General features: G+C 62.4%; 24 protein-coding genes. 10 read left to right on the top strand and 14 right to left on the bottom strand.

Annotated features, from left to right (window positions below; translation table 11 throughout):
- Positions 1-183 precede the first annotated feature (183 nt).
- On the bottom strand, positions 184-744 hold the full coding sequence (locus Sp245p_RS16460; RefSeq protein WP_014197220.1) for a terminase small subunit-like protein: 561 nt from the start codon (positions 742-744) through the stop codon (positions 184-186).
- 190 nt (positions 745-934) lie between these two features.
- On the opposite strand from Sp245p_RS16460, the gene Sp245p_RS16465 reads away from it, so the two are divergent.
- Positions 935-1,225 carry a helix-turn-helix domain-containing protein gene (locus tag Sp245p_RS16465; protein WP_129557181.1) on the top strand — a complete coding sequence of 97 codons (291 nt, stop codon included), beginning with the start codon at positions 935-937 and terminating at the stop codon, positions 1,223-1,225.
- Between the two features lie 219 nt (positions 1,226-1,444).
- Positions 1,445-2,404 (top strand): HNH endonuclease, encoded by a 960-nt coding sequence (locus tag Sp245p_RS35770; RefSeq protein ID WP_211101732.1) that lies wholly within the window; start codon positions 1,445-1,447, stop codon positions 2,402-2,404.
- Positions 2,405-2,521: 117 nt separating this feature from the next.
- On the opposite strand, the gene Sp245p_RS16475 is transcribed toward Sp245p_RS35770, so the two are convergent.
- The 10 genes from Sp245p_RS16475 to Sp245p_RS16520 all read right to left on the bottom strand — a co-directional run bounded on the left by Sp245p_RS16475 (position 2,522) and on the right by Sp245p_RS16520 (position 8,619).
- Entirely contained in the window at positions 2,522-3,442 is a 921-nt protein-coding gene (locus tag Sp245p_RS16475; RefSeq protein ID WP_129557182.1) for a hypothetical protein, read from the bottom strand.
- 79 nt (positions 3,443-3,521) lie between these two features.
- Complete coding sequence (locus Sp245p_RS16480; protein ID WP_014197225.1) at positions 3,522-4,889, bottom strand: DnaB-like helicase N-terminal domain-containing protein; 1,368 nt, start codon at positions 4,887-4,889, stop codon at positions 3,522-3,524.
- Between the two features lie 3 nt (positions 4,890-4,892).
- Complete coding sequence (locus tag Sp245p_RS16485; protein WP_014197226.1) at positions 4,893-5,762, bottom strand: hypothetical protein; 870 nt, start codon at positions 5,760-5,762, stop codon at positions 4,893-4,895.
- A complete protein-coding gene (locus tag Sp245p_RS16490) occupies positions 5,759-5,965 on the bottom strand; it encodes a hypothetical protein (protein WP_014197227.1) in 207 nt (68 codons plus the stop codon). The genes Sp245p_RS16485 and Sp245p_RS16490 overlap by 4 nt, the downstream gene beginning before the upstream one ends.
- Positions 5,962-6,153 (bottom strand): hypothetical protein, encoded by a 192-nt coding sequence (locus tag Sp245p_RS16495; RefSeq protein ID WP_014197228.1) that lies wholly within the window; start codon positions 6,151-6,153, stop codon positions 5,962-5,964. Before Sp245p_RS16495 ends, Sp245p_RS16490 begins: the two co-directional genes overlap by 4 nt.
- Positions 6,150-6,620 (bottom strand): RusA family crossover junction endodeoxyribonuclease, encoded by a 471-nt coding sequence (locus tag Sp245p_RS16500; protein ID WP_014197229.1) that lies wholly within the window; start codon positions 6,618-6,620, stop codon positions 6,150-6,152. Before Sp245p_RS16500 ends, Sp245p_RS16495 begins: the two co-directional genes overlap by 4 nt.
- Before the next feature lie 2 nt (positions 6,621-6,622).
- Positions 6,623-7,696: a hypothetical protein gene (locus Sp245p_RS16505; RefSeq protein WP_014197230.1), complete on the bottom strand. Its 1,074-nt coding sequence runs from the start codon at positions 7,694-7,696 to the stop codon at positions 6,623-6,625.
- Positions 7,697-7,721: 25 nt separating this feature from the next.
- On the bottom strand, positions 7,722-7,934 hold the full coding sequence (locus Sp245p_RS16510) for a hypothetical protein (RefSeq protein WP_014197231.1): 213 nt from the start codon (positions 7,932-7,934) through the stop codon (positions 7,722-7,724).
- A complete protein-coding gene (locus tag Sp245p_RS16515) occupies positions 7,931-8,224 on the bottom strand; it encodes a hypothetical protein (protein WP_014197232.1) in 294 nt (97 codons plus the stop codon). The genes Sp245p_RS16510 and Sp245p_RS16515 overlap by 4 nt, the downstream gene beginning before the upstream one ends.
- Positions 8,221-8,619 (bottom strand): hypothetical protein, encoded by a 399-nt coding sequence (locus Sp245p_RS16520; RefSeq protein ID WP_014197233.1) that lies wholly within the window; start codon positions 8,617-8,619, stop codon positions 8,221-8,223. The genes Sp245p_RS16515 and Sp245p_RS16520 overlap by 4 nt, the downstream gene beginning before the upstream one ends.
- A gap of 82 nt (positions 8,620-8,701) precedes the next feature.
- Between Sp245p_RS16520 and Sp245p_RS16525 the strand changes: the two genes are divergently transcribed.
- From Sp245p_RS16525 to Sp245p_RS16540, 4 genes are all read left to right on the top strand, one after another.
- A complete protein-coding gene (locus tag Sp245p_RS16525) occupies positions 8,702-9,115 on the top strand; it encodes a hypothetical protein (RefSeq protein WP_014197234.1) in 414 nt (137 codons plus the stop codon).
- A gap of 279 nt (positions 9,116-9,394) precedes the next feature.
- Positions 9,395-10,150 (top strand): XRE family transcriptional regulator, encoded by a 756-nt coding sequence (locus Sp245p_RS16530; RefSeq protein ID WP_158310409.1) that lies wholly within the window; start codon positions 9,395-9,397, stop codon positions 10,148-10,150.
- 73 nt (positions 10,151-10,223) lie between these two features.
- Positions 10,224-10,469 (top strand): hypothetical protein, encoded by a 246-nt coding sequence (locus Sp245p_RS16535; RefSeq protein WP_129557183.1) that lies wholly within the window; start codon positions 10,224-10,226, stop codon positions 10,467-10,469.
- Positions 10,470-10,594: 125 nt separating this feature from the next.
- Complete coding sequence (locus tag Sp245p_RS16540; protein WP_063958388.1) at positions 10,595-10,852, top strand: ribbon-helix-helix domain-containing protein; 258 nt, start codon at positions 10,595-10,597, stop codon at positions 10,850-10,852.
- Positions 10,853-11,170: 318 nt separating this feature from the next.
- On the opposite strand, the gene Sp245p_RS16545 is transcribed toward Sp245p_RS16540, so the two are convergent.
- The 3 genes from Sp245p_RS16545 to Sp245p_RS16555 form a co-directional block, all read right to left on the bottom strand.
- The gene (locus Sp245p_RS16545) at positions 11,171-11,953 is read right to left on the bottom strand and encodes a hypothetical protein (RefSeq protein ID WP_129557184.1); all 783 of its coding nucleotides are present in this window, start codon (positions 11,951-11,953) and stop codon (positions 11,171-11,173) included.
- Positions 11,954-12,095: 142 nt separating this feature from the next.
- Entirely contained in the window at positions 12,096-12,755 is a 660-nt protein-coding gene (locus Sp245p_RS16550; protein WP_014197240.1) for a thermonuclease family protein, read from the bottom strand.
- Between the two features lie 101 nt (positions 12,756-12,856).
- Positions 12,857-13,399, bottom strand: coding sequence for a hypothetical protein (locus Sp245p_RS16555; protein WP_129557185.1), 543 nt, complete (start codon positions 13,397-13,399; stop codon positions 12,857-12,859).
- Positions 13,400-13,634: 235 nt separating this feature from the next.
- Here Sp245p_RS16555 and Sp245p_RS16560 point away from each other — a divergent pair, with 235 nt between their 5' ends.
- The 4 genes from Sp245p_RS16560 to Sp245p_RS16575 all read left to right on the top strand — a co-directional run bounded on the left by Sp245p_RS16560 (position 13,635) and on the right by Sp245p_RS16575 (position 16,072).
- Positions 13,635-13,874, top strand: coding sequence for a hypothetical protein (locus tag Sp245p_RS16560; RefSeq protein WP_014197243.1), 240 nt, complete (start codon positions 13,635-13,637; stop codon positions 13,872-13,874).
- 241 nt (positions 13,875-14,115) lie between these two features.
- Complete coding sequence (locus Sp245p_RS16565) at positions 14,116-14,538, top strand: hypothetical protein (RefSeq protein WP_014197244.1); 423 nt, start codon at positions 14,116-14,118, stop codon at positions 14,536-14,538.
- 8 nt (positions 14,539-14,546) lie between these two features.
- Positions 14,547-15,077 (top strand): hypothetical protein, encoded by a 531-nt coding sequence (locus tag Sp245p_RS16570; RefSeq protein ID WP_014197245.1) that lies wholly within the window; start codon positions 14,547-14,549, stop codon positions 15,075-15,077.
- The gene (locus Sp245p_RS16575; RefSeq protein WP_014197246.1) at positions 15,077-16,072 is read left to right on the top strand and encodes a phage Gp37/Gp68 family protein; all 996 of its coding nucleotides are present in this window, start codon (positions 15,077-15,079) and stop codon (positions 16,070-16,072) included. The genes Sp245p_RS16570 and Sp245p_RS16575 overlap by 1 nt, the downstream gene beginning before the upstream one ends.
- The last annotated feature ends 2 nt before the right edge of the window (positions 16,073-16,074 follow it).

Below are 16,074 nucleotides of genomic sequence, written 5' to 3' on the forward strand. Positions count from 1 at the left end.
GGCCGGCTGGGGCTGTGCGGGGGCGCGATCAACCTGCGCTGGTGCCTTTCGCCCCCTATTCGCGTCACCCCCTGCGCGGCTTTGGCCGAGAGGGGAGAGGGGAGGGGAGCGTACGCGCAGGGCCCATGGAGCCCGCTTCGGCGCGTACGATATGCATCCATAACCTCAATTATGGAAATTGCCCTATTCATCGGCTGGCGTACGGCCCTCGATGACCGTGGCGCCCTCCCCTTCGATCACCGGGCCTGACGGGCTGAGGTCGATGACCCAACCGACCTGGACGTTGCCGTTCAGGTTCACGTTGGCGTCGATCCGATCCCCGTAGACCTTGGGCTTGCGCTTGGCGGCCAGCCACTTCAGTGCGTCGATGGCCGTTCGCCCGGCCTGCGCATCCAGCTTGCCGTCCAGCACCTGCTGCGCGGCGTCGGCCACCTTGTCCGCGTAGCTGTCGCCCTGGACCTCGCGTGCGCGCGCGTAATCGTTAGCGAGTTGAGGATCACTCCTGATCCACTCGAACACGGTCGGCTTGCTAGGCGTGTCGGTGAGGGCGCAGAAGGCGTCGAGGGAACCGCCGTCGGCGATGTGCTGGAGGAGGCGCTCCCACGCTTCGGCGCGGCGTTCAGGGGTCCAGACACGTGGCCGCTTCGGGGCGGTGTGGTCCGGGAGGTTGATGCGGTCGGGCTGGGGCGTGGCGTCGGTCATGCCGCGGAGGATAGCGGCGGGCCGGCGGGGTTCGTAACGCACCGCAGGCGTTTATTGGGGAGGAACGCGCGCGAGGCTTGCTCACGTTTCGGAAGGCCTGTCAAGAGACTTGCGTTTTGCCTAGCATTTCCAATGGGTTCGGAGGATGCGATTGTAGCCGCTCGCCGGGTGCGTTGGGTTGCGGCTACAAATGGCCTGTAGCCTCAGGGGCTACAACAGGACGGACGATCAGGTGGCCTTCGAGACGATCAGCGGAGAGGAGTTCGCACGGCGCCGGAAGCGGCTCGGCCTCACCCAAGAACAGGTGGCTGCCTTGGTGCGGCGCCACCGTGTGACGGTGGCGGACTGGGAGCGGCTGAACCGCGAAGTCGACCCGCAGTCCACCGCACTCCTCCTGGCGTTCGAACTGATGCCCGAGAAGCGGCGCGTGTTGTTGATGCCACGTCCACAGCCATCGAAACCACCCGTGGTCAAGCTACAGCGATGCCAGGCGGACGCGGAGAAGCCCCACATGTCGAAATGAGACACTTTGCGTCTCGCCATTCCCTAAGATGCATGCCAGCATGGGCTTACCTCATTTGTGAGGCATATCGATAGATCACTCGCCCAATCCGCTGGAACCTTGCCGATGCCTGCAGTTATAGATCAAGTCCGCGATTATATTGAAGAGCAAGTGTTTGCGCCGGCTTTAAGGCACCCAACCCTACCGGATGAGGTGAAGAGCACCATTAGGAACTCAGCCATGTGGCTGCGTCAGTTCTCAAGAGTTGGTGACCTATTAAATTACATGGATCGATTTCAGGGAACACCCAACAGCCCCGTGTTTAATGGTTTGAAAGCCGCAGGGTTAAATACATTTGAGGATATTCGCGCCAACCTTCTTGAGCGATTCGGCGCATGGAAAAATGATCGCACGCGGCTCGATGATTTCGTTATTGGGCTTGATTATACATCAAGTCAATTGGTCATTTTTGCAGAGGTTTACGATAATCGCAGCGGCGGCATTCTACCCATTGGCTCTGATGGCGCTTACAAAGCTGTATTTATCAAAGCAACTCTTAACGGCGGAAAGTACCAAAACCAGTGGATTGAGGAGGGCGTTTCTTTAAAGTATTACCTAAAAAGCATAAGCGAAGTTTTCAAAGAAGATTTTAAAGTCAATGCAGCCATTATTCAGAACCCGCAGGTTCCGGTTTATGCCTTTGTAAGACAGACTACTGGTGAAAAGTTCCGTCTTGCCGGCATATTCAAGAATATGGGTGTCCACACAGAGCAAGATGGCTCGAAATGGTTTGAGCTAGCGATTCGCGTTCCTGAAGCTGACGCCCCTATGGACGCCCATGAACTACAGAAGAACCACAAGCTGGCGGTGATTCGCGCCCAGGCTGGTTCTAGCTCCGATCGGCAACGGCGTCTTGCTACTGCTCAACGGATCCCCTCTTCTGTTACCGTCGTCACGACGGCTTTTGTAAGAAATCCTGATGTGGTCGCTGAGGTCCTCGACCGTGCTGCAGGGGTTTGTGAAGGATGCAAAAGTCCCGCTCCATTCTTTCGTAGTTCTGATGGCACCCCGTTTCTGGAGGTCCATCACAAAGTCCCTCTTGCAGCAGGAGGAGAAGATACCGTGGCGAACGCAGTAGCGCTGTGCCCGAACTGCCATCGTAACGAGCATTACGGCAGCCCACTCTGGCCTTGGAAGTGAGCCCATACCAATCTGGCCGCGTGGGGCTGGCTGCTGCCCGACCGCCGCAAGCAGTTCATGCGGCTGGCCCAGCACGTCGGGTGAACCTTCCCTCACCCCCCCAACACCTCGTCGTCATCAAAACAGAATAATCGTTAATAAGTTACAAGCAGCGGCGACCATTCCCACCAAATTCCCGAGCGCCAAAAACGGCTTTTTTGAGAATGGCAGCAACCAAGCAATTATTGGTGATTTTTTTGCGATGTCATCAACATAACACACAATCCTGACCGACAGAGAAACAAAAGCTAACCAAAATGATGAAAACAGCGAAGAATACAAAAAAACAGAAGACATGTCGTTCCACCCAAGCCCTGAGACAACAGTATCCGCAACAGCGCGAGCCGATGCGGCCGCGTCATTCCCATTTCCATGTATTCCAATATAATACACGAGAAAAAATGAAGAAGAGAATACGCACAATTTATATAATAAGTCTTTAAATAAATTTTTCATCACCTCAATTACACCATTAGAAGCCTCGATCCTATTCAATGTCTTGAGAAAATACCCCAATATCATATAGTCAACGATCACATTCACAAGAACACCGACAACAGACAAAATCTCTAAGAAATTGTAAATGACCTCTGCCTGTAGTACGTTAGAAGAATACAGGTGAGACAAACGAGCAAAAAACACGCAGGAGAATATCATAAGCGCGGCAACGGAGAATGCGGCGCTCCTGAAAAAGAATTTCAAGCTATCGGGGTTTTCCCCAAACATATGTTCAAAGACCTTTCGCGCTATAAGCGCTACCCCACCAATTTTTCCTGCTTCTCTAACTCCAATATCAATATACTCTGCCATAATACGACTCACAAACTCCGGCATCCATTTGTCAGCATTCACAAATGGGGCACGCGCCGCCCATCCGACTATGATTGAAGAAATCAAAGAAGACAGGATCCATACGTTGTATTTTTCAGAAAATTGGTACGCTGTCTGTAAAATTTCTAACATTCGTCCACCCATTTTCGCTTGGGAGTCAGCATGCATGCTGCCGCCGCATGCACGCCGCCAATGATGGTAGTCGTAAAGTTACCAAATACATCGGACGCCTGCTAATCCTGCGTTGTCAGGATGTCTCCCCCTCCGCCATGTCAATCTGCGCCTGCCGCGTATCCTCGTTCCCGCGGGCGGCCCAATCCTCGAAGTGCGGCCCCGGATAGACCAGCTTCAGCGCCGGCTCGCCCTGCGCCCCGATGTCCGTGGTGGGCGTGTAGCGGCTGGCCTTCCCCTCCAGCCAGCGGGCGCCATCGAGGTTGCAGTCCCGCAGGAAGTAGAGCTGGTCGGCGTTGCGGTTCATGCCGGTGCGGCTGACGGCGGTGGCCTCCCCATCGTCGGTGAGCTGCGCCAGGATCAGAACCCAGATCCCCAGGCGCTTCACCGTGGCGGCCAGCCATTCGGCCACGCGCCGCAGGTGCTCCTCCTCCGACGTGCCCGGCGGGCGCCCGGTGACGAGCTGCCAGTAATCCACGATCACCCCGGCGCAGCGGTGCCGGTACTTCGCGGCGAGGATCTCGGTGCGCAGCCGGTCCATCGTGCCGCCGGGCATGTCGACATAGATCACGTTGTCCAGCCGCTCCGCCGTCGCGGTGGCAGCATACTGGCCGGCGCGGGCGAGGATGGTGGCGTGAACATGCCCGATCAGCGCCATGCTGTGGGTGCCCAGCTCGCGTGCCACCTGCCGCTGTTCGATCTCCAGCGCGCCCATCTCCAACGCGAGGTAGGCATGCCGGACACCGGCCCGGTTCAGGGCGTAGCTGATTCCTCCGGCCAGGGCGGACTTGCCGGCCTTGCCCTTGCCAGCGATGCAGTACATGCGCCCGGCGTAGAGGCCGCCACCCCAAGCCCGGTCGATCGACGGATAGCCGGTGGGGAACACCCTGCCCGGCTTCTCCATGCCCGCGACCATGGCGGCTAGCACCTCGGAACGGGTCCGGGCCCCTCCCCCGTCGACCAGCCCTTCGGCCTCCCCGATCACGACGGAAACGGCGTCCTCGATGCGATGGGCCTCGTCCGCCATCACGACGGCGCGCAGGCCGGTGTCGATCAGCCGGCGGCGGGTGGCAAGCTGACGAATCGTGTCGGCATAGTCGATCACCGCGGAGGGCAGCCCCGCGGCCCCGGCCAGCCCGGCGAGGTAGGCCCGGCCCCCTCCGACCTCCTGGAGCACGTCGTCACAGGCCGTCGCCACGTCGCCCAGCAGCCGGTGATCCACCGCCCTGCCCTGCGACACGCGCTCGGACACGGCGCCGTAGATCGCGCCGTGCACCGGGTCGGCGAAGTCCTCGGCGGTCACCCGCCCGACGGTGCGGCCGAAGGCGGCGGGCTGCGTCAGCAGGGCGCCCAGCAGCGCCTGCTCGACCTCGGGGTTGGCGTGGCGGTCGAGCATGCGGGAAATCGCCGGGGTGTTCCGTAGCTCGGCGAAAGCGGTGTCCATGGGTCAGACCTCGGTGGGGGTGTCGAAGAACAGCGGGATTTCGGAGAGGGAGGAGGCTTGCCGTTTGGCCTGGGGCGGCGCGTTGGCATTGCTCGGCGGTGGCTGGCCAGCGGGGAATTTCCGCTCGGTCACCGGGCTGATGCAGTCGTTCAGCCACGTCTTGCGCCAATCGGCCTTCAGGCCCTTCGAGCCGGCCAACCCGCCCCAGTAGTTCCGGAAGTTCTCCCAGCGCAGGCCCAGCACGCGGCGGCTGAGCAGCGGCAGCTGGTGCTTTTCCCGGGTGTGATTCGCCGCCTGTGACCAGTCGTCCGGTAGGTCGCCGTCGGGAACGCGCGTGCCCCGCTTGGTCTGCTTGGCGGGTTCAGGTGGGTTGTCGTTGGCCGGGAGCGTGACCACCCCTTGCTCAGCAAGATCGGGCAGCGCGTCGCCCGGCAGGGCGCGCGACTCCTTTCCTTCTTTATTTTCATTACCTTCTTTTATTTGTGTCTCGGTGCTGTCTCGCTCCTGTCTCGGTGTTGTCTCGGTAGCTGTCTCGGTGCTGTCTCGCTGTGCCTGATATCTGTCGTAGTTACAGATAGTTATGAGGCACACCCCGTCATCAGCGGTGTATCGGATCATGTCATCCGAGACGAGACGCGCGATGAAGCGAGACACCTTGGATCGGTCCCATTTCCAGGTCGCCGCCATGTCGCGGATGGACCGGCAGAGCTGGCCGCGCTGAAGGCGGACCGTCTTCCCCTTCGCGCCCCAGACGCCATCGGCATAGTTGGCCGTCTCGACCAGCCACACCCAGGCATCCCGCCGGCTAAACGGCTCGTCGTTGAAGACGGGGTTGTCCTGCCACCCGCGGTGCATCAGGTAGAAGCCGCTCACGATGCCCCCGTTTCCGCGGCGCGCATGTCCTCGACGGTCCGGAGGATTCGCGCGGCAACCTCGCGGATCCCGTCACGGTCCCAATCGTGCTCCTGGGCAATTTCCTGAAGGTCGCGCGCAGCCCCTTCCAGCCGCTTCAGAGCATCCGGCGGGGCGACGCGCCGGCGGGGGTTGGAGACCGGCAGATGGGTGACGTTGTTCATGCGGACGCCCTCCGCACCACCTCGGCCCACTCCGCGCGCCAGGACGGCGCGTTGTTGTTGGCCGCGGGCGGGTGCGCCGGGTGCTGCTTCGACCAAGCGCGGATGTCGCCATGGTCCCAGACCCAGCCGCCGGCATGCGGGCGGGCGCGTTTGCGGATCTGGTCGCGCATGGGTGTGGTGTTGCTCATGCTGCGGGCTTCCTGCTGACTTGGCTGGGCAGCGCGTCGAGTTCGTAGATCTCGACCGACAGGCCCGGCTTCGTGTCGTAGAATTTCGAGATCGAGACGGACACGGCCTGCACGTCGTCTTTCCAGACCACACCATTCAGGGCGTCGAGGACGCCTTTCAGCACGTTGTCCAGGTCCGGCTTCGTGGTGGGGCGGACGGCGCCCCGGAGCGCGGCGGAGGACTTCCAGGCGGCCCAGCCATCGGGGGCAAGGCACGTCACGCAGATGTCGACGCGGACCGGCCCGTGGACGAGCGGGCGCCCGGACATAGCCCGCTGCGCCTCGCTCTTGACCTCGGACTCATACCGGCGGGTCTTCTCCGGGGTGCGGGTAGTCACCCCGCCCCCCGGCAGACGCGCGAACTTTGGCCGCCCCTTCCCCACAACGGGACCATCTAGGCGCAGCGTGACGAAGGGTTCGGCCACCATGATCAGGCGGCCTCGCTGTCGGCGCCGGTGGCGCTGTCATCGTTGGCCGGCTTCGGCGTGGCGCCCGGACGCTCCCAGGCCCGCACCTTGCCGTCCTTCTGGTCGGCCCACCCGCGCTGGATGTGTTTCTTGGCGCCTTCCGTGTGGCCCTCGCAGACCTCGGTGATCGACTTGCCGGCCTCGCCGCCGTCGTAGCCCAGGTGGTAGAACTGCACCGTCTCCACGGCGCTCAGCCGCCCGCGGCGGGTCTTCTCCTCGGCCGCCGGGGCTGCGCTGTTCTGGATGGCCTCGGTGGTGTAGGCGCCCTTCGGCAGCGGAGCCACCTCATGGGTGGACATGCCGATCACGGCGTCGCGGATCTCGAAGGGCGTCAGGTTGCGCCCCAGCGCCGCTGCACGGTTGTTCAGCGCATCGGCTAGCATCTGCACGTGCTCCGCCGCGGCGATGGCCTCGAAGACCTCCGCGTCGCCATGCAGGAGGACCCACAGCGACACCTCCGCGCCGGTGCCGTCCTTCGCCGTTCCGACCTCGACCGCGCTGAAGAACGGGCCAACCTGCTCGGCCGGCTGCTCGGGCTCGACCTGCAGGTCGATTTCCACGCCACCAGCGGCGGGCGCGCTGTCGTCCAGGATGGCCGGCTCGTCATCCTTCGCGCCGGTGCCGTCCTCGTCGTCGTCCTCGCCACCGTCCACCGGCTCCATCGGGAGCGCCTTCTGGTCCGGGTCGATGGTGGCCGCCGGGCGCATCCGGTCAAACTGCGCCGCGTCGGTCAGCACCAAGGTCATCGACGCCCCCCTACGCGTGATCAGGGCCGGTCCAGCCTCGTCCACGTTTGAAGCCGTTGCCGCGATCTTGCCCTTGGCGTCGATGTTGTCGAACTTCACGGCGAACGCGGGATAGTCGCCCACGGCGACCACGCCGACGATCTGCGGCACCAGCTCCTGCATCAGGGCGGTGAAGCGCTCGGACGCCTCCCGCTGCTGGGCCTCGTTCGGCCGCGCGACCTTGCAGAAGGCGGTCATCATTTCGTCGCGGCCCTGCGCGACAAGTCGGTCCTGGTGATGCTGGGTAATCATGATCTGCCTCCAGTTGGTGAGGGGGTCAGCCGGCGCGGTTGGCCGGCGTGTTGGTGTTCGCCGCGTGGGCGGCGAGTCCGGCGAAGACGAACGCCATCGGCGCCGCGTTCGCGTTGCCGGCCGCGATCTGCACGGCGTTGGCCGTGGGCATGCGGACAGTGAGGGTGTCGCCCCGGAGGATGCCGGCGGTGCCGTTGGCCAGGGCAGCGGAGAGGATTTCAGCGGTACGCGGGGTCATGGCCGTTTCCCATGCAGTGGGAGGAAGGTGACGACCACCGCGGCGCCCTGGTCGACAACGACATGCAGGACGCGGTGATCGAGGCTGACGAGCCAGCGTTCACGCACCCCGGCGGCGGCGATCCGGCACGCGCTGGGCTGCCGGTTGTCGTTCGCGCGGGCGGCGGTGATCTGGCGGAAAAGCTCGGTCTTCAGCTCAAGGGTGAAGGCCAGCCCATAGCGCTCGTTCAGGCGCTTGGCGGCGCGACGCTCAACGAAAGGCACGATCCGGATGGGCTGGGAGGCGGTCATTGGGCGCCGCCGTTGCGCCGGGGTTTGCCGTATAGCCCGGCCTCCCACGCCTCGGCGGCGTGGCTGTCCGGGGTATGCACGGCATCGAACAGACCGTCGCCGAACGTAGCGCGCAGGTCGTGCCAGCCGTCGTGGTTGGGCTCCACCCTGCCGTCCATCCAGTTGCGAATGGTCTTGGCCGGATAGTCGTGGCCGGTCTTCGCGCGGATCAGGGCGGCCAGTTCCTTCGCGAAGCTGGTGGAGCCCTGGAGCGCCATCAGGAGGCGCAGCAACCGGCGCTGACGGGCCAGCCTTTCGGCCTTCTCGGCAGGCTTCGAGGGAAACTCTTGGGCAGAATTCGCCATTTCTGACCGTGCCTGTTCGGCGGCACGATCCAGCTCACCGAAGTCGAACAAGGCGGGCGCTTCTGGCGCTGTTCGCTTCGGTCGCTCGTCCGGCACGTGAGCCCGGAGCAACGACAGTTGAGAGGCGGCAACCATGTCACCGACCCCCGAGCACGACGGCGAGGACCGTCACGATCAGCACCAGCAGGGGCAGGCCCAGGACGGCCAGAGCGGCGCGCGTGCCGAAAGTGGCAGGGCCACCAACGGAATGGTCATCCCCTTCCCCGCCCGCGCCCTCGAACGGCGCCCCGCGGCCCGGCAGAATGGCCGTCATGGTGGACTGGAGAAGTCCGACCCGGCGGCGGATGCCCGGAAGCGCATGACCCGCGATCCTATTCCCCATGGTGCCTCCGAAATCTGTGGTGTCCGGGTGTGGGGCCTTCCGGCCCTGCGCATGTCCGGCGGCGTGATCCGCATGCGGGTCGAGGAGCCGCCCACCCAGCGGCCCCGTCTGGAACTGGTCTATTCGGTGGCGTGCGCGCTGACGGACGAGCCGCGCGAGGGCTGAAGTCGGGACTTGTATGCCGCGATGAATGCCTCGGCGCGCTCTATGCGGCTGAGCGTGACTGCCCCCTGCTTGAGCCGGGCGACAAACTTATGATCCCCCACCGACTGAAGACCGAATTCGCGTGCGGTCATTCCAGTCTCAATGAGGAACCGTTCGATGCGTGCAATGATGCGTTCTCGGGTCTTCATGGACGCCAATCATGGGGCATTAATGCCCCATTCGCAAGGGCCTATTTGCCCCGAGATTACCTCCTTTGGTGCGTGGCATAATTGCCCCACCATGGAACGCACCCACCTGCAGAATGAGCTGAAGCGGAGACGTGAGGAGCTTGGTATGTCGCAGCGCGATCTATCGCTGCGCGCCGGGCTCAACGACTCTGCCGTAAAAAAGATCGAGAGCGGGAGCGTGCGGAATCCCCGCAGCGACAGCCTGCTCAAGATCGCAAATGCCTTGGGTTGCACGCTCGCTGAGTTGCTCGGCACTGAGCAGGAAACTCCCGCCCCTGGCCCGGAAGCCTTCTCTCAGCCCCCCGCCGCGGCGACGCCTGGTCCGCGCGTGCCGGAATACGGCCCGACTGAGGTGCAGCCGGAACGTGTCGTCTCTATCCCAGCGATTTCCCAGATGCCCAGAGATGTTCCAGTTTACGGCGTGGCAGTTGGCGGCGACGACGCCGACTTCGAGTTCAACGGCCAGATCGTCGATTACGTCCGCCGCCCGCCCGGTCTCATAGGCGTCGAGGGCGCGTTCGGCATCTACGTGATAGGCACCAGCATGGACCCTCGATATGAGGAGGGGGACCTAGTTTATGTGCATCCAGGCCGTCCAGCCCGTCCCGGCGATGACGTGATCATTGAGATGTACGATGGCCATGAAGGCCGATCCGGCCACTGCTACGTTAAGCGACTCCTGAAAAAGGCAGGAGGCGCCTACATCTGCCGTCAGTACAACCCGCCGCGCGACGATCTTGCATACCCAATTGAGCGCGTGAAGAAGGTCCACCGCATCATGACCGCTGCCGAGTTGATGAGCGCGTAGCACGCGCCGGCAGCCCTTGACTCTCGGCGCCGTGAACGTGAACATAATGCGAACACGCATTATGGAGTTCGCCATGCCCGAGCAGCAGCCCCGTCAGCTTTTCGTCGTGGAGGACAGTCGCTGCCGCGCCGTGGTTTCTGCGCGCGACGCCGGCCGGGCACGCGCCGTTGCTGCGGCCATGCTGCTCGGCAGCCCGTGCGCGGAACGCCGGGACGCCCTGGTCGTCAGGGAGCCCGAGGAGGAGGAGCGAGCGGCCTTCGAGGGGCAGGCGCGAAGGATCGGCCACGGGGATTGCGGACTGTCGGCGATCCCGTTGTGATCTCAGCGCTTGCGCGCAAACGTTATGCACCACAGCAATCTGTTCGGATTCTATGTGAAGTTCATCACATGATTTCCACTTCTACAACGATCACACATGCGCGTGGAAATTGTTGTGGAGTTGCCATGCAAGCGGCTCGGAAACCCCGGAACGTCTTCATCAATGGTCGCCGCACCAGTATGCGGCTGGAGGCCGCTTTCTGGGACGGGCTGGTTGAGATCGCCCGGCGGGAGGAGGTGACGGTGGGCACGCTCTGCACCCGCCTCGCTGGCGAGCTGGAAACTCTGTCCGCCGGCAGCCTGTCCAGCGCTGTGCGGGTCTACGTGCTGTCCTATTTCCGGACGGCGGCTCCACCCCCAGGTAGGCGGCTGGCTCGCCGTTGACGCTCCAGTCTGGAAACGCGAAGGGCGCCCGAAGGCGACCTGGTGGTGTTACGCCTCCCGCTCACCCTATTGTCGAGCCGATTGGCTTGCTGCTCACGAAAAGACACTCCCCTACCAGATACGTTCAGAATGTCTTAGACTCGCCGCGAACCGCGACGGAGAAGGCAATCATGTGCAGCGAATGTCGATACCTAGAAGAGGTCGATTTGATCAAGGCGGCGCGCGCGCTCTGTGACGCCATGGAGAATGATGACCCTTCGGCCTTCATAAGTGATCATGCAGATGGGAGGGTCGCGGTGGACGGTTGCTTCAACATTATCAATGTTGCGAAGGTCTTTCTGGACTCTCTGAAAGCCTCGTAGATTTGTAACGCTCTCGAGTAATTTGTGCCGCCGCTTCGAATGCATCAAACATAGCTTCGATAGAAAGTCGAATCTGAGTCAAAGATTGCTGGGTAACCGGCAATGATAACAATTCACCTTTTCGCGTCATATGAAGATCGCGTCCCATGAGCGTGTTCACGATTGTGACAAGGCTTCCCTTCGCTTTCTTCAGCCAACCATTACCTGTTTTACCTCTAAATCCATTTTTTTGTTTGTCTCTTAGGATTTCAGCGGAGTGCGCTACGGTGTTCCTTATTTGCTTGGCCTTCGGGAAGCTATTGTTAAAAATCTCTGTAGCCTCAGAGAGTTTCGATTGATCAATGATACTTCTCAAGTCTGAGCAAGCTTGCAATAGTGCGCAAATCTCAGAAATAAGATAGTGCGCATGATATACAGTCATTGCGGCATCTTTCGCCGCAATGACCGACCAAGACGACGGAATTTTGGTAGCGCGCAGAGGGCCATGCACTTTCTCCAAGTAAAATTCCGGACCGTGCTTTAATATGTCTGGGCGAGCCCTGGCCTCGCTTGACTCATTCCATAGTGATAACCTGATGGACTCTGAGTAATCAAGCAACATCACCGCACTTTCAAAATCGCTAACATGGGTAGACAATGCTGACAGCAAGTCACAGATAACGATAGCTGCTTCACGTTCACCCTCGGGCAATTCGTCTACCACCAACATTGGAGGTATCAAGTACTTCATCTTCTCCACGACTCTCTCCTAGTTTATTCCGATCGCTCAATATTTATCCGCGTGCACATCACTCCCACTCAGCGCTGAGCGTGCAGGACGGTTATGAACCCGGCGAGAAATACGGCACCTAAGAGTATGCGGACGTGACTGCGCGGCTACCTCACTGTCCCGCCCGCCGCCAGCCCGCAGCCTGCGCCTCGTCCTCGCTGCAGAACCACCGCTCACCGTCGCTCGTGTCGATCCGCGTCTGGTCGTAAAACCGTCCGCCGGGGACGTGGTAGATCCGCTCGCCCTTCGAGTTGATGTTGCCCTTGATCTGGCAGCCGCTGGACGGAGCGCCTGTCGAGGTCGGAGCAGGCGCCGGGCGGCTCTGGTTGGCTGCCTGCGGCTTGCCCTCACGCTTCGTCGCGCGCCATTCCCACGGCGGCTGGAAGGTTCCGGCCCAGATGCCGGCCCGCGCCGCCCTGGCCGTCGCCTCGGCCCCCACGTAATCCTTGCTGTACTGACGGTAGGCCATGGCCCAGCCGTTGGTGGCCATCCAGGCGTTCAGGTTCTCACCGCCGACGAAGCACGCGGCGACGACTCGGCCATAGCGGTCCTTGTCCTTCCGCTCGCAAGTCACCGGGCGCCGCCCGATCCGGTCCGAAAGCGCAAGCGCGGCCTTCTGCCCGCAGCGCCAGTCCTTCCCGGCGCCGTCCTGACAGAGCTGCTGACTCTCCGGCGCGTCGATCCCGTGCAGGCGGACGCGTGTGCCCCTGATCTCCAGCGTGTCGCCGTCGATCACCGACGCGGTGCCGGTCAGATCGGCAGCGAGTGCCAAGTTAGAACCCAGAAGAAACGAGCACAAGGTCGGGAAAGCTCGCCTTATATTTTCAATAACCACAGCACCCTCTAAAACTACACATCAAAAGGCACCCAAGATTATTGGAAAGGATTCGGCGACCTTATCACTCTATCTCCCACATAGGGAGCAGAATTACCTGAGAAAGGATTGCTTTCACGATTTACATCTCCAAGATTTGCTGCACACCTAATAAGCTCAGGCAGCATCTGCTTAGTATTTGTAAGATTATACTGATAGAATGCACTTCCAATTCTTGCCGACAAGACGTTGCCGTTGCGAAATGCCTCAATAAATGTTTCGTTAAGGCGAAATGATATAATTACGCTATTATCGACACCCTTAGCCTCGTAGTTATTTTCATTCCTGCCATCCATTGACAAATAAACAGAATAAACCCCCTCAGGTATCTTCCACTCACTTCGGAAAAAGCTGATGGCTGCGCCGCCATTATTGGCAATCGCAAAGGATAGTCTACTACCGTTTTTATACTTTGCGCCTGCAATGCAGGATATACCATTTGTTTCTATTTCCCAGCCCCCAACAACCCTCCACGACACCCATTCGGCTGAAGCCGCGGAAGCAACGCAAACAATGACGGCGGCTAAAGCCAAAGTCCTCATTTTACGCTCCATGCATATCGCAGTATGCGCTCGGGGGCCTAACGCCACTCATGCGAGAGTGCCGACATACCCCGAATTTGTCTCGGGGCAAAAAAGCCCTTGACGGGGCATAAATGCCCCATGCACTCTTGCCCCACACCCACCCGAACGGATGTCCCGTAGCCCGGATGGGTGGTCCTCCCAGACTTGGCCGGCGCGCGGTGCGTCGGCCCCTCTGGGCGAGTGGGAGGCGGGTTTGAAAATCGAAGACCTCAACGCCGTTCGCGAAACCAACGACCGCATGAAGCGCACGGCGGAGTTCCTGGAGCGTGTCGAAGCCGGCAAGTTCGACGTCCGGTCCTGCGGTTACGACATCGCGCTCCCGAATACGCACACCGACGCCATCAAGGCCCTGATCGTCTCCGGTCTGCGCCAGCAGATCGCGGAATGCCGCAAGTCGCTGACTGACCGCGGCGTCGTGCTGCCGGAAGCCTGAGCGATGTCCCGCCAGGAACGCGACCTCCTCGACGCCCTGCGCCGCGCCTTCCCCGGCTGGTAACCGCCCCGCCCCATAGCCGCGCTCCGGCGCCTCCGCCCGCATGGATGATCCCAGCGGGCTTGAGGCGTCAGAGGAAGCCCCTCCCCGCCGTCCAGCCCTGGCAGGTCGTTACGGCGGGTCCACTGGCCGGTGGGCGTGCAGGTCGCCCGCCGGCCCTCTTCTCCAGAAGCGAGCCCCCATGAAGCTGAAGATCGTCAAGGAAGTCGAAGAGGTCGCCCTGTCCGGCGTGAACGTGGAGTTCACCCAGGTCGGCGGCGCGATCACCACCGTCACGTTCAAGGATGACGAAGGGCGCCTTCTCGTGATCCAGAAGGGCGAGAGCTACACCGGCTCCCTGAATGTGCTGATCCCCGAACCGCCGAAGTCCGAGGAGCGCTTCTTCGTCGTCGGCCGGTTCATGGACATGATCGACGTCGAGGAAGCCTTCGAGAGCGAGCACGAGGCGAAGGACCGCCTGACCGCTTACGAACGCAAGACCGGCGGCTACAACGAGTCCGGCTTGAAGGTCGAGAAGCGCGTCGTGCTGGTCGCCTCGACCGGCCAAATCGTCAAGACGCTCTCCGCCGCCAACGTCGGCGCCGCCGATCACCTGCCGTTCTGAGGCCCGCCATGGTGCCCGAACTCGCGCCGGTGCCGCATAGCACCTCCCTGACGATCCGCGTCGCTGGCCGGGTCGTCGGCACCATCGAGGCGGCCCACGCCCACCTGATCCAGGGCGCGGTGCTGCACTCCCCCATGACCGTGGACGAGCTGGAGCTGATGGACGACCACGCCCACACGTCCGGCCGGGCGAAGGCACTGGAGCGGTCCGCCGCCTACCAGCCGCCGTTCAGCCCGGCGGAGATGGTCGCCAAGTGGCGCGAGCGGGCGGAGCGGCACCGGGCCACCGCGCAGAACCTGTGCGGCGTGCTGCGGTGGCTGCGCAATCACCCGGAATCCCCGGCCGTCCGGTTCGACGGCTGCGACTGGTCGGCGGTTGCCGCCCGGAAGGAACTGGCCCACCAGCGGCACACGCACAGCCGGTGCTGCGGGCAGCTTGGGTTCTGGCTCCGGCAGCAGGCGGCCCAGCAGACGGCCACTGCCCTCGCCCTCCCGCCCGCGGCCAACGACGCGGCCCAGGCCGCCGGGAAGGTGGCGTGATGGCCGAGAACAGCGCAATCGAGTGGACCGACGCGACGTTCAACCCGTGGATCGGCTGCACGAAGGTCAGCCCGGCCTGCGACCACTGCTATGCGGAGACGCTGAGCAAGGCTCGCCTGGGCGTGCCGTGGGGTGCCGGGCAGCCGCGCCGCCGGACGAGCGTGCAGAACTGGAACCTGCCGCTGCGGTGGAACCGGAAGGCGGAGAAGGAAGGCCGCCGGATGCGGGTGTTCTGCGCCTCGCTGGCCGACGTGTTCGATGCCGAAGTGTCGGACGAGTGGCGGAACGACCTGTTCGACCTGATCGACCGGGCGCCTAACCTCGACTGGCTGCTGCTGACCAAGCGTCCGGCTGTTGCCCGCAAGGTGATGCCCGCAACGCCGCGTCCGAACGTCTGGCTGGGCACGACCGTGGAAAGTCAGGCCATGGCGGAGACGCGCATCCCGCACCTGCTGGCGACGCCCGCCGCCGTGCGGTTCCTGTCCATGGAGCCGCTGTTGGGGCCGGTGGACCTGACGCGCGTGGTAATCAGCGAGGGGCCAGCCGAGTTCTACGGCCACCCCAATATCACTAAGGCGAGGTTCACGGTGAACGCCCTCGCTGGCGTGCAGAGCTTCGGCTGGCGCAGCTTGGATTGGGTGATCGTCGGTGGTGAGAGTGGCCCGAAGGCCCGGCCTATGCACCCGGATTGGGCGCGGTCCCTGCGCGACCAGTGCGCCGCCGCTGACGTCCCGTTCCTCTTCAAGCAGTGGGGCGAGTGGGCGCCGATGGATGCCGCCCGCATCGTCAAGGACATCCCAATCCCGCCGCGCGGGGGCATTCATGGCGATTGGGTAAAGCGCTACGTCGTGTTCGCCGACGATGCTGGTGCAGTCCGCGTTCAGGCTGAGCCTTTCTCAGCGCTTGACAACACCTTGATGTATCGCGTCGGCAAGAAGGCCGCCGGCCGCTACCTCGATGGCGTGCTGCACGACGCCCTGCCGGCGGTGCGCTGATG

This window comes from Azospirillum baldaniorum, assembly GCF_003119195.2.
Taxonomy (GTDB): Bacteria; Pseudomonadota; Alphaproteobacteria; order Azospirillales; family Azospirillaceae; genus Azospirillum; species Azospirillum baldaniorum.

What these genes read in the sequence shown, in the direction of transcription:
- Sp245p_RS16575 (WP_014197246.1), top strand. Translation starts at nt 15,077, where the DNA reads ATGGCCGAGAACAGCGCAATCGAGTGGACCGACGCGACGTTCAACCCG.
- Sp245p_RS16475 (WP_129557182.1), bottom strand. Translation starts at nt 3,442, where the DNA reads ATGCATGCTGACTCCCAAGCGAAAATGGGTGGACGAATGTTAGAAATT.
- Sp245p_RS16515 (WP_014197232.1), bottom strand. Translation starts at nt 8,224, where the DNA reads ATGACCGCCTCCCAGCCCATCCGGATCGTGCCTTTCGTTGAGCGTCGC.
- Sp245p_RS16535 (WP_129557183.1), top strand. Translation starts at nt 10,224, where the DNA reads ATGCCCGAGCAGCAGCCCCGTCAGCTTTTCGTCGTGGAGGACAGTCGC.
- Sp245p_RS16510 (WP_014197231.1), bottom strand. Translation starts at nt 7,934, where the DNA reads ATGACCCCGCGTACCGCTGAAATCCTCTCCGCTGCCCTGGCCAACGGC.
- Sp245p_RS16540 (WP_063958388.1), top strand. Translation starts at nt 10,595, where the DNA reads ATGCAAGCGGCTCGGAAACCCCGGAACGTCTTCATCAATGGTCGCCGC.
- Sp245p_RS16565 (WP_014197244.1), top strand. Translation starts at nt 14,116, where the DNA reads ATGAAGCTGAAGATCGTCAAGGAAGTCGAAGAGGTCGCCCTGTCCGGC.
- Sp245p_RS16495 (WP_014197228.1), bottom strand. Translation starts at nt 6,153, where the DNA reads ATGAGCAACACCACACCCATGCGCGACCAGATCCGCAAACGCGCCCGC.
- Sp245p_RS16480 (WP_014197225.1), bottom strand. Translation starts at nt 4,889, where the DNA reads ATGGACACCGCTTTCGCCGAGCTACGGAACACCCCGGCGATTTCCCGC.
- Sp245p_RS16525 (WP_014197234.1), top strand. Translation starts at nt 8,702, where the DNA reads ATGTCACCGACCCCCGAGCACGACGGCGAGGACCGTCACGATCAGCAC.
- Sp245p_RS16505 (WP_014197230.1), bottom strand. Translation starts at nt 7,696, where the DNA reads ATGATTACCCAGCATCACCAGGACCGACTTGTCGCGCAGGGCCGCGAC.
- Sp245p_RS16500 (WP_014197229.1), bottom strand. Translation starts at nt 6,620, where the DNA reads ATGGTGGCCGAACCCTTCGTCACGCTGCGCCTAGATGGTCCCGTTGTG.
- Sp245p_RS16555 (WP_129557185.1), bottom strand. Translation starts at nt 13,399, where the DNA reads ATGAGGACTTTGGCTTTAGCCGCCGTCATTGTTTGCGTTGCTTCCGCG.
- Sp245p_RS16570 (WP_014197245.1), top strand. Translation starts at nt 14,547, where the DNA reads ATGGTGCCCGAACTCGCGCCGGTGCCGCATAGCACCTCCCTGACGATC.
- Sp245p_RS35770 (WP_211101732.1), top strand. Translation starts at nt 1,445, where the DNA reads ATGTGGCTGCGTCAGTTCTCAAGAGTTGGTGACCTATTAAATTACATG.
- Sp245p_RS16530 (WP_158310409.1), top strand. Translation starts at nt 9,395, where the DNA reads ATGGAACGCACCCACCTGCAGAATGAGCTGAAGCGGAGACGTGAGGAG.
- Sp245p_RS16490 (WP_014197227.1), bottom strand. Translation starts at nt 5,965, where the DNA reads ATGAACAACGTCACCCATCTGCCGGTCTCCAACCCCCGCCGGCGCGTC.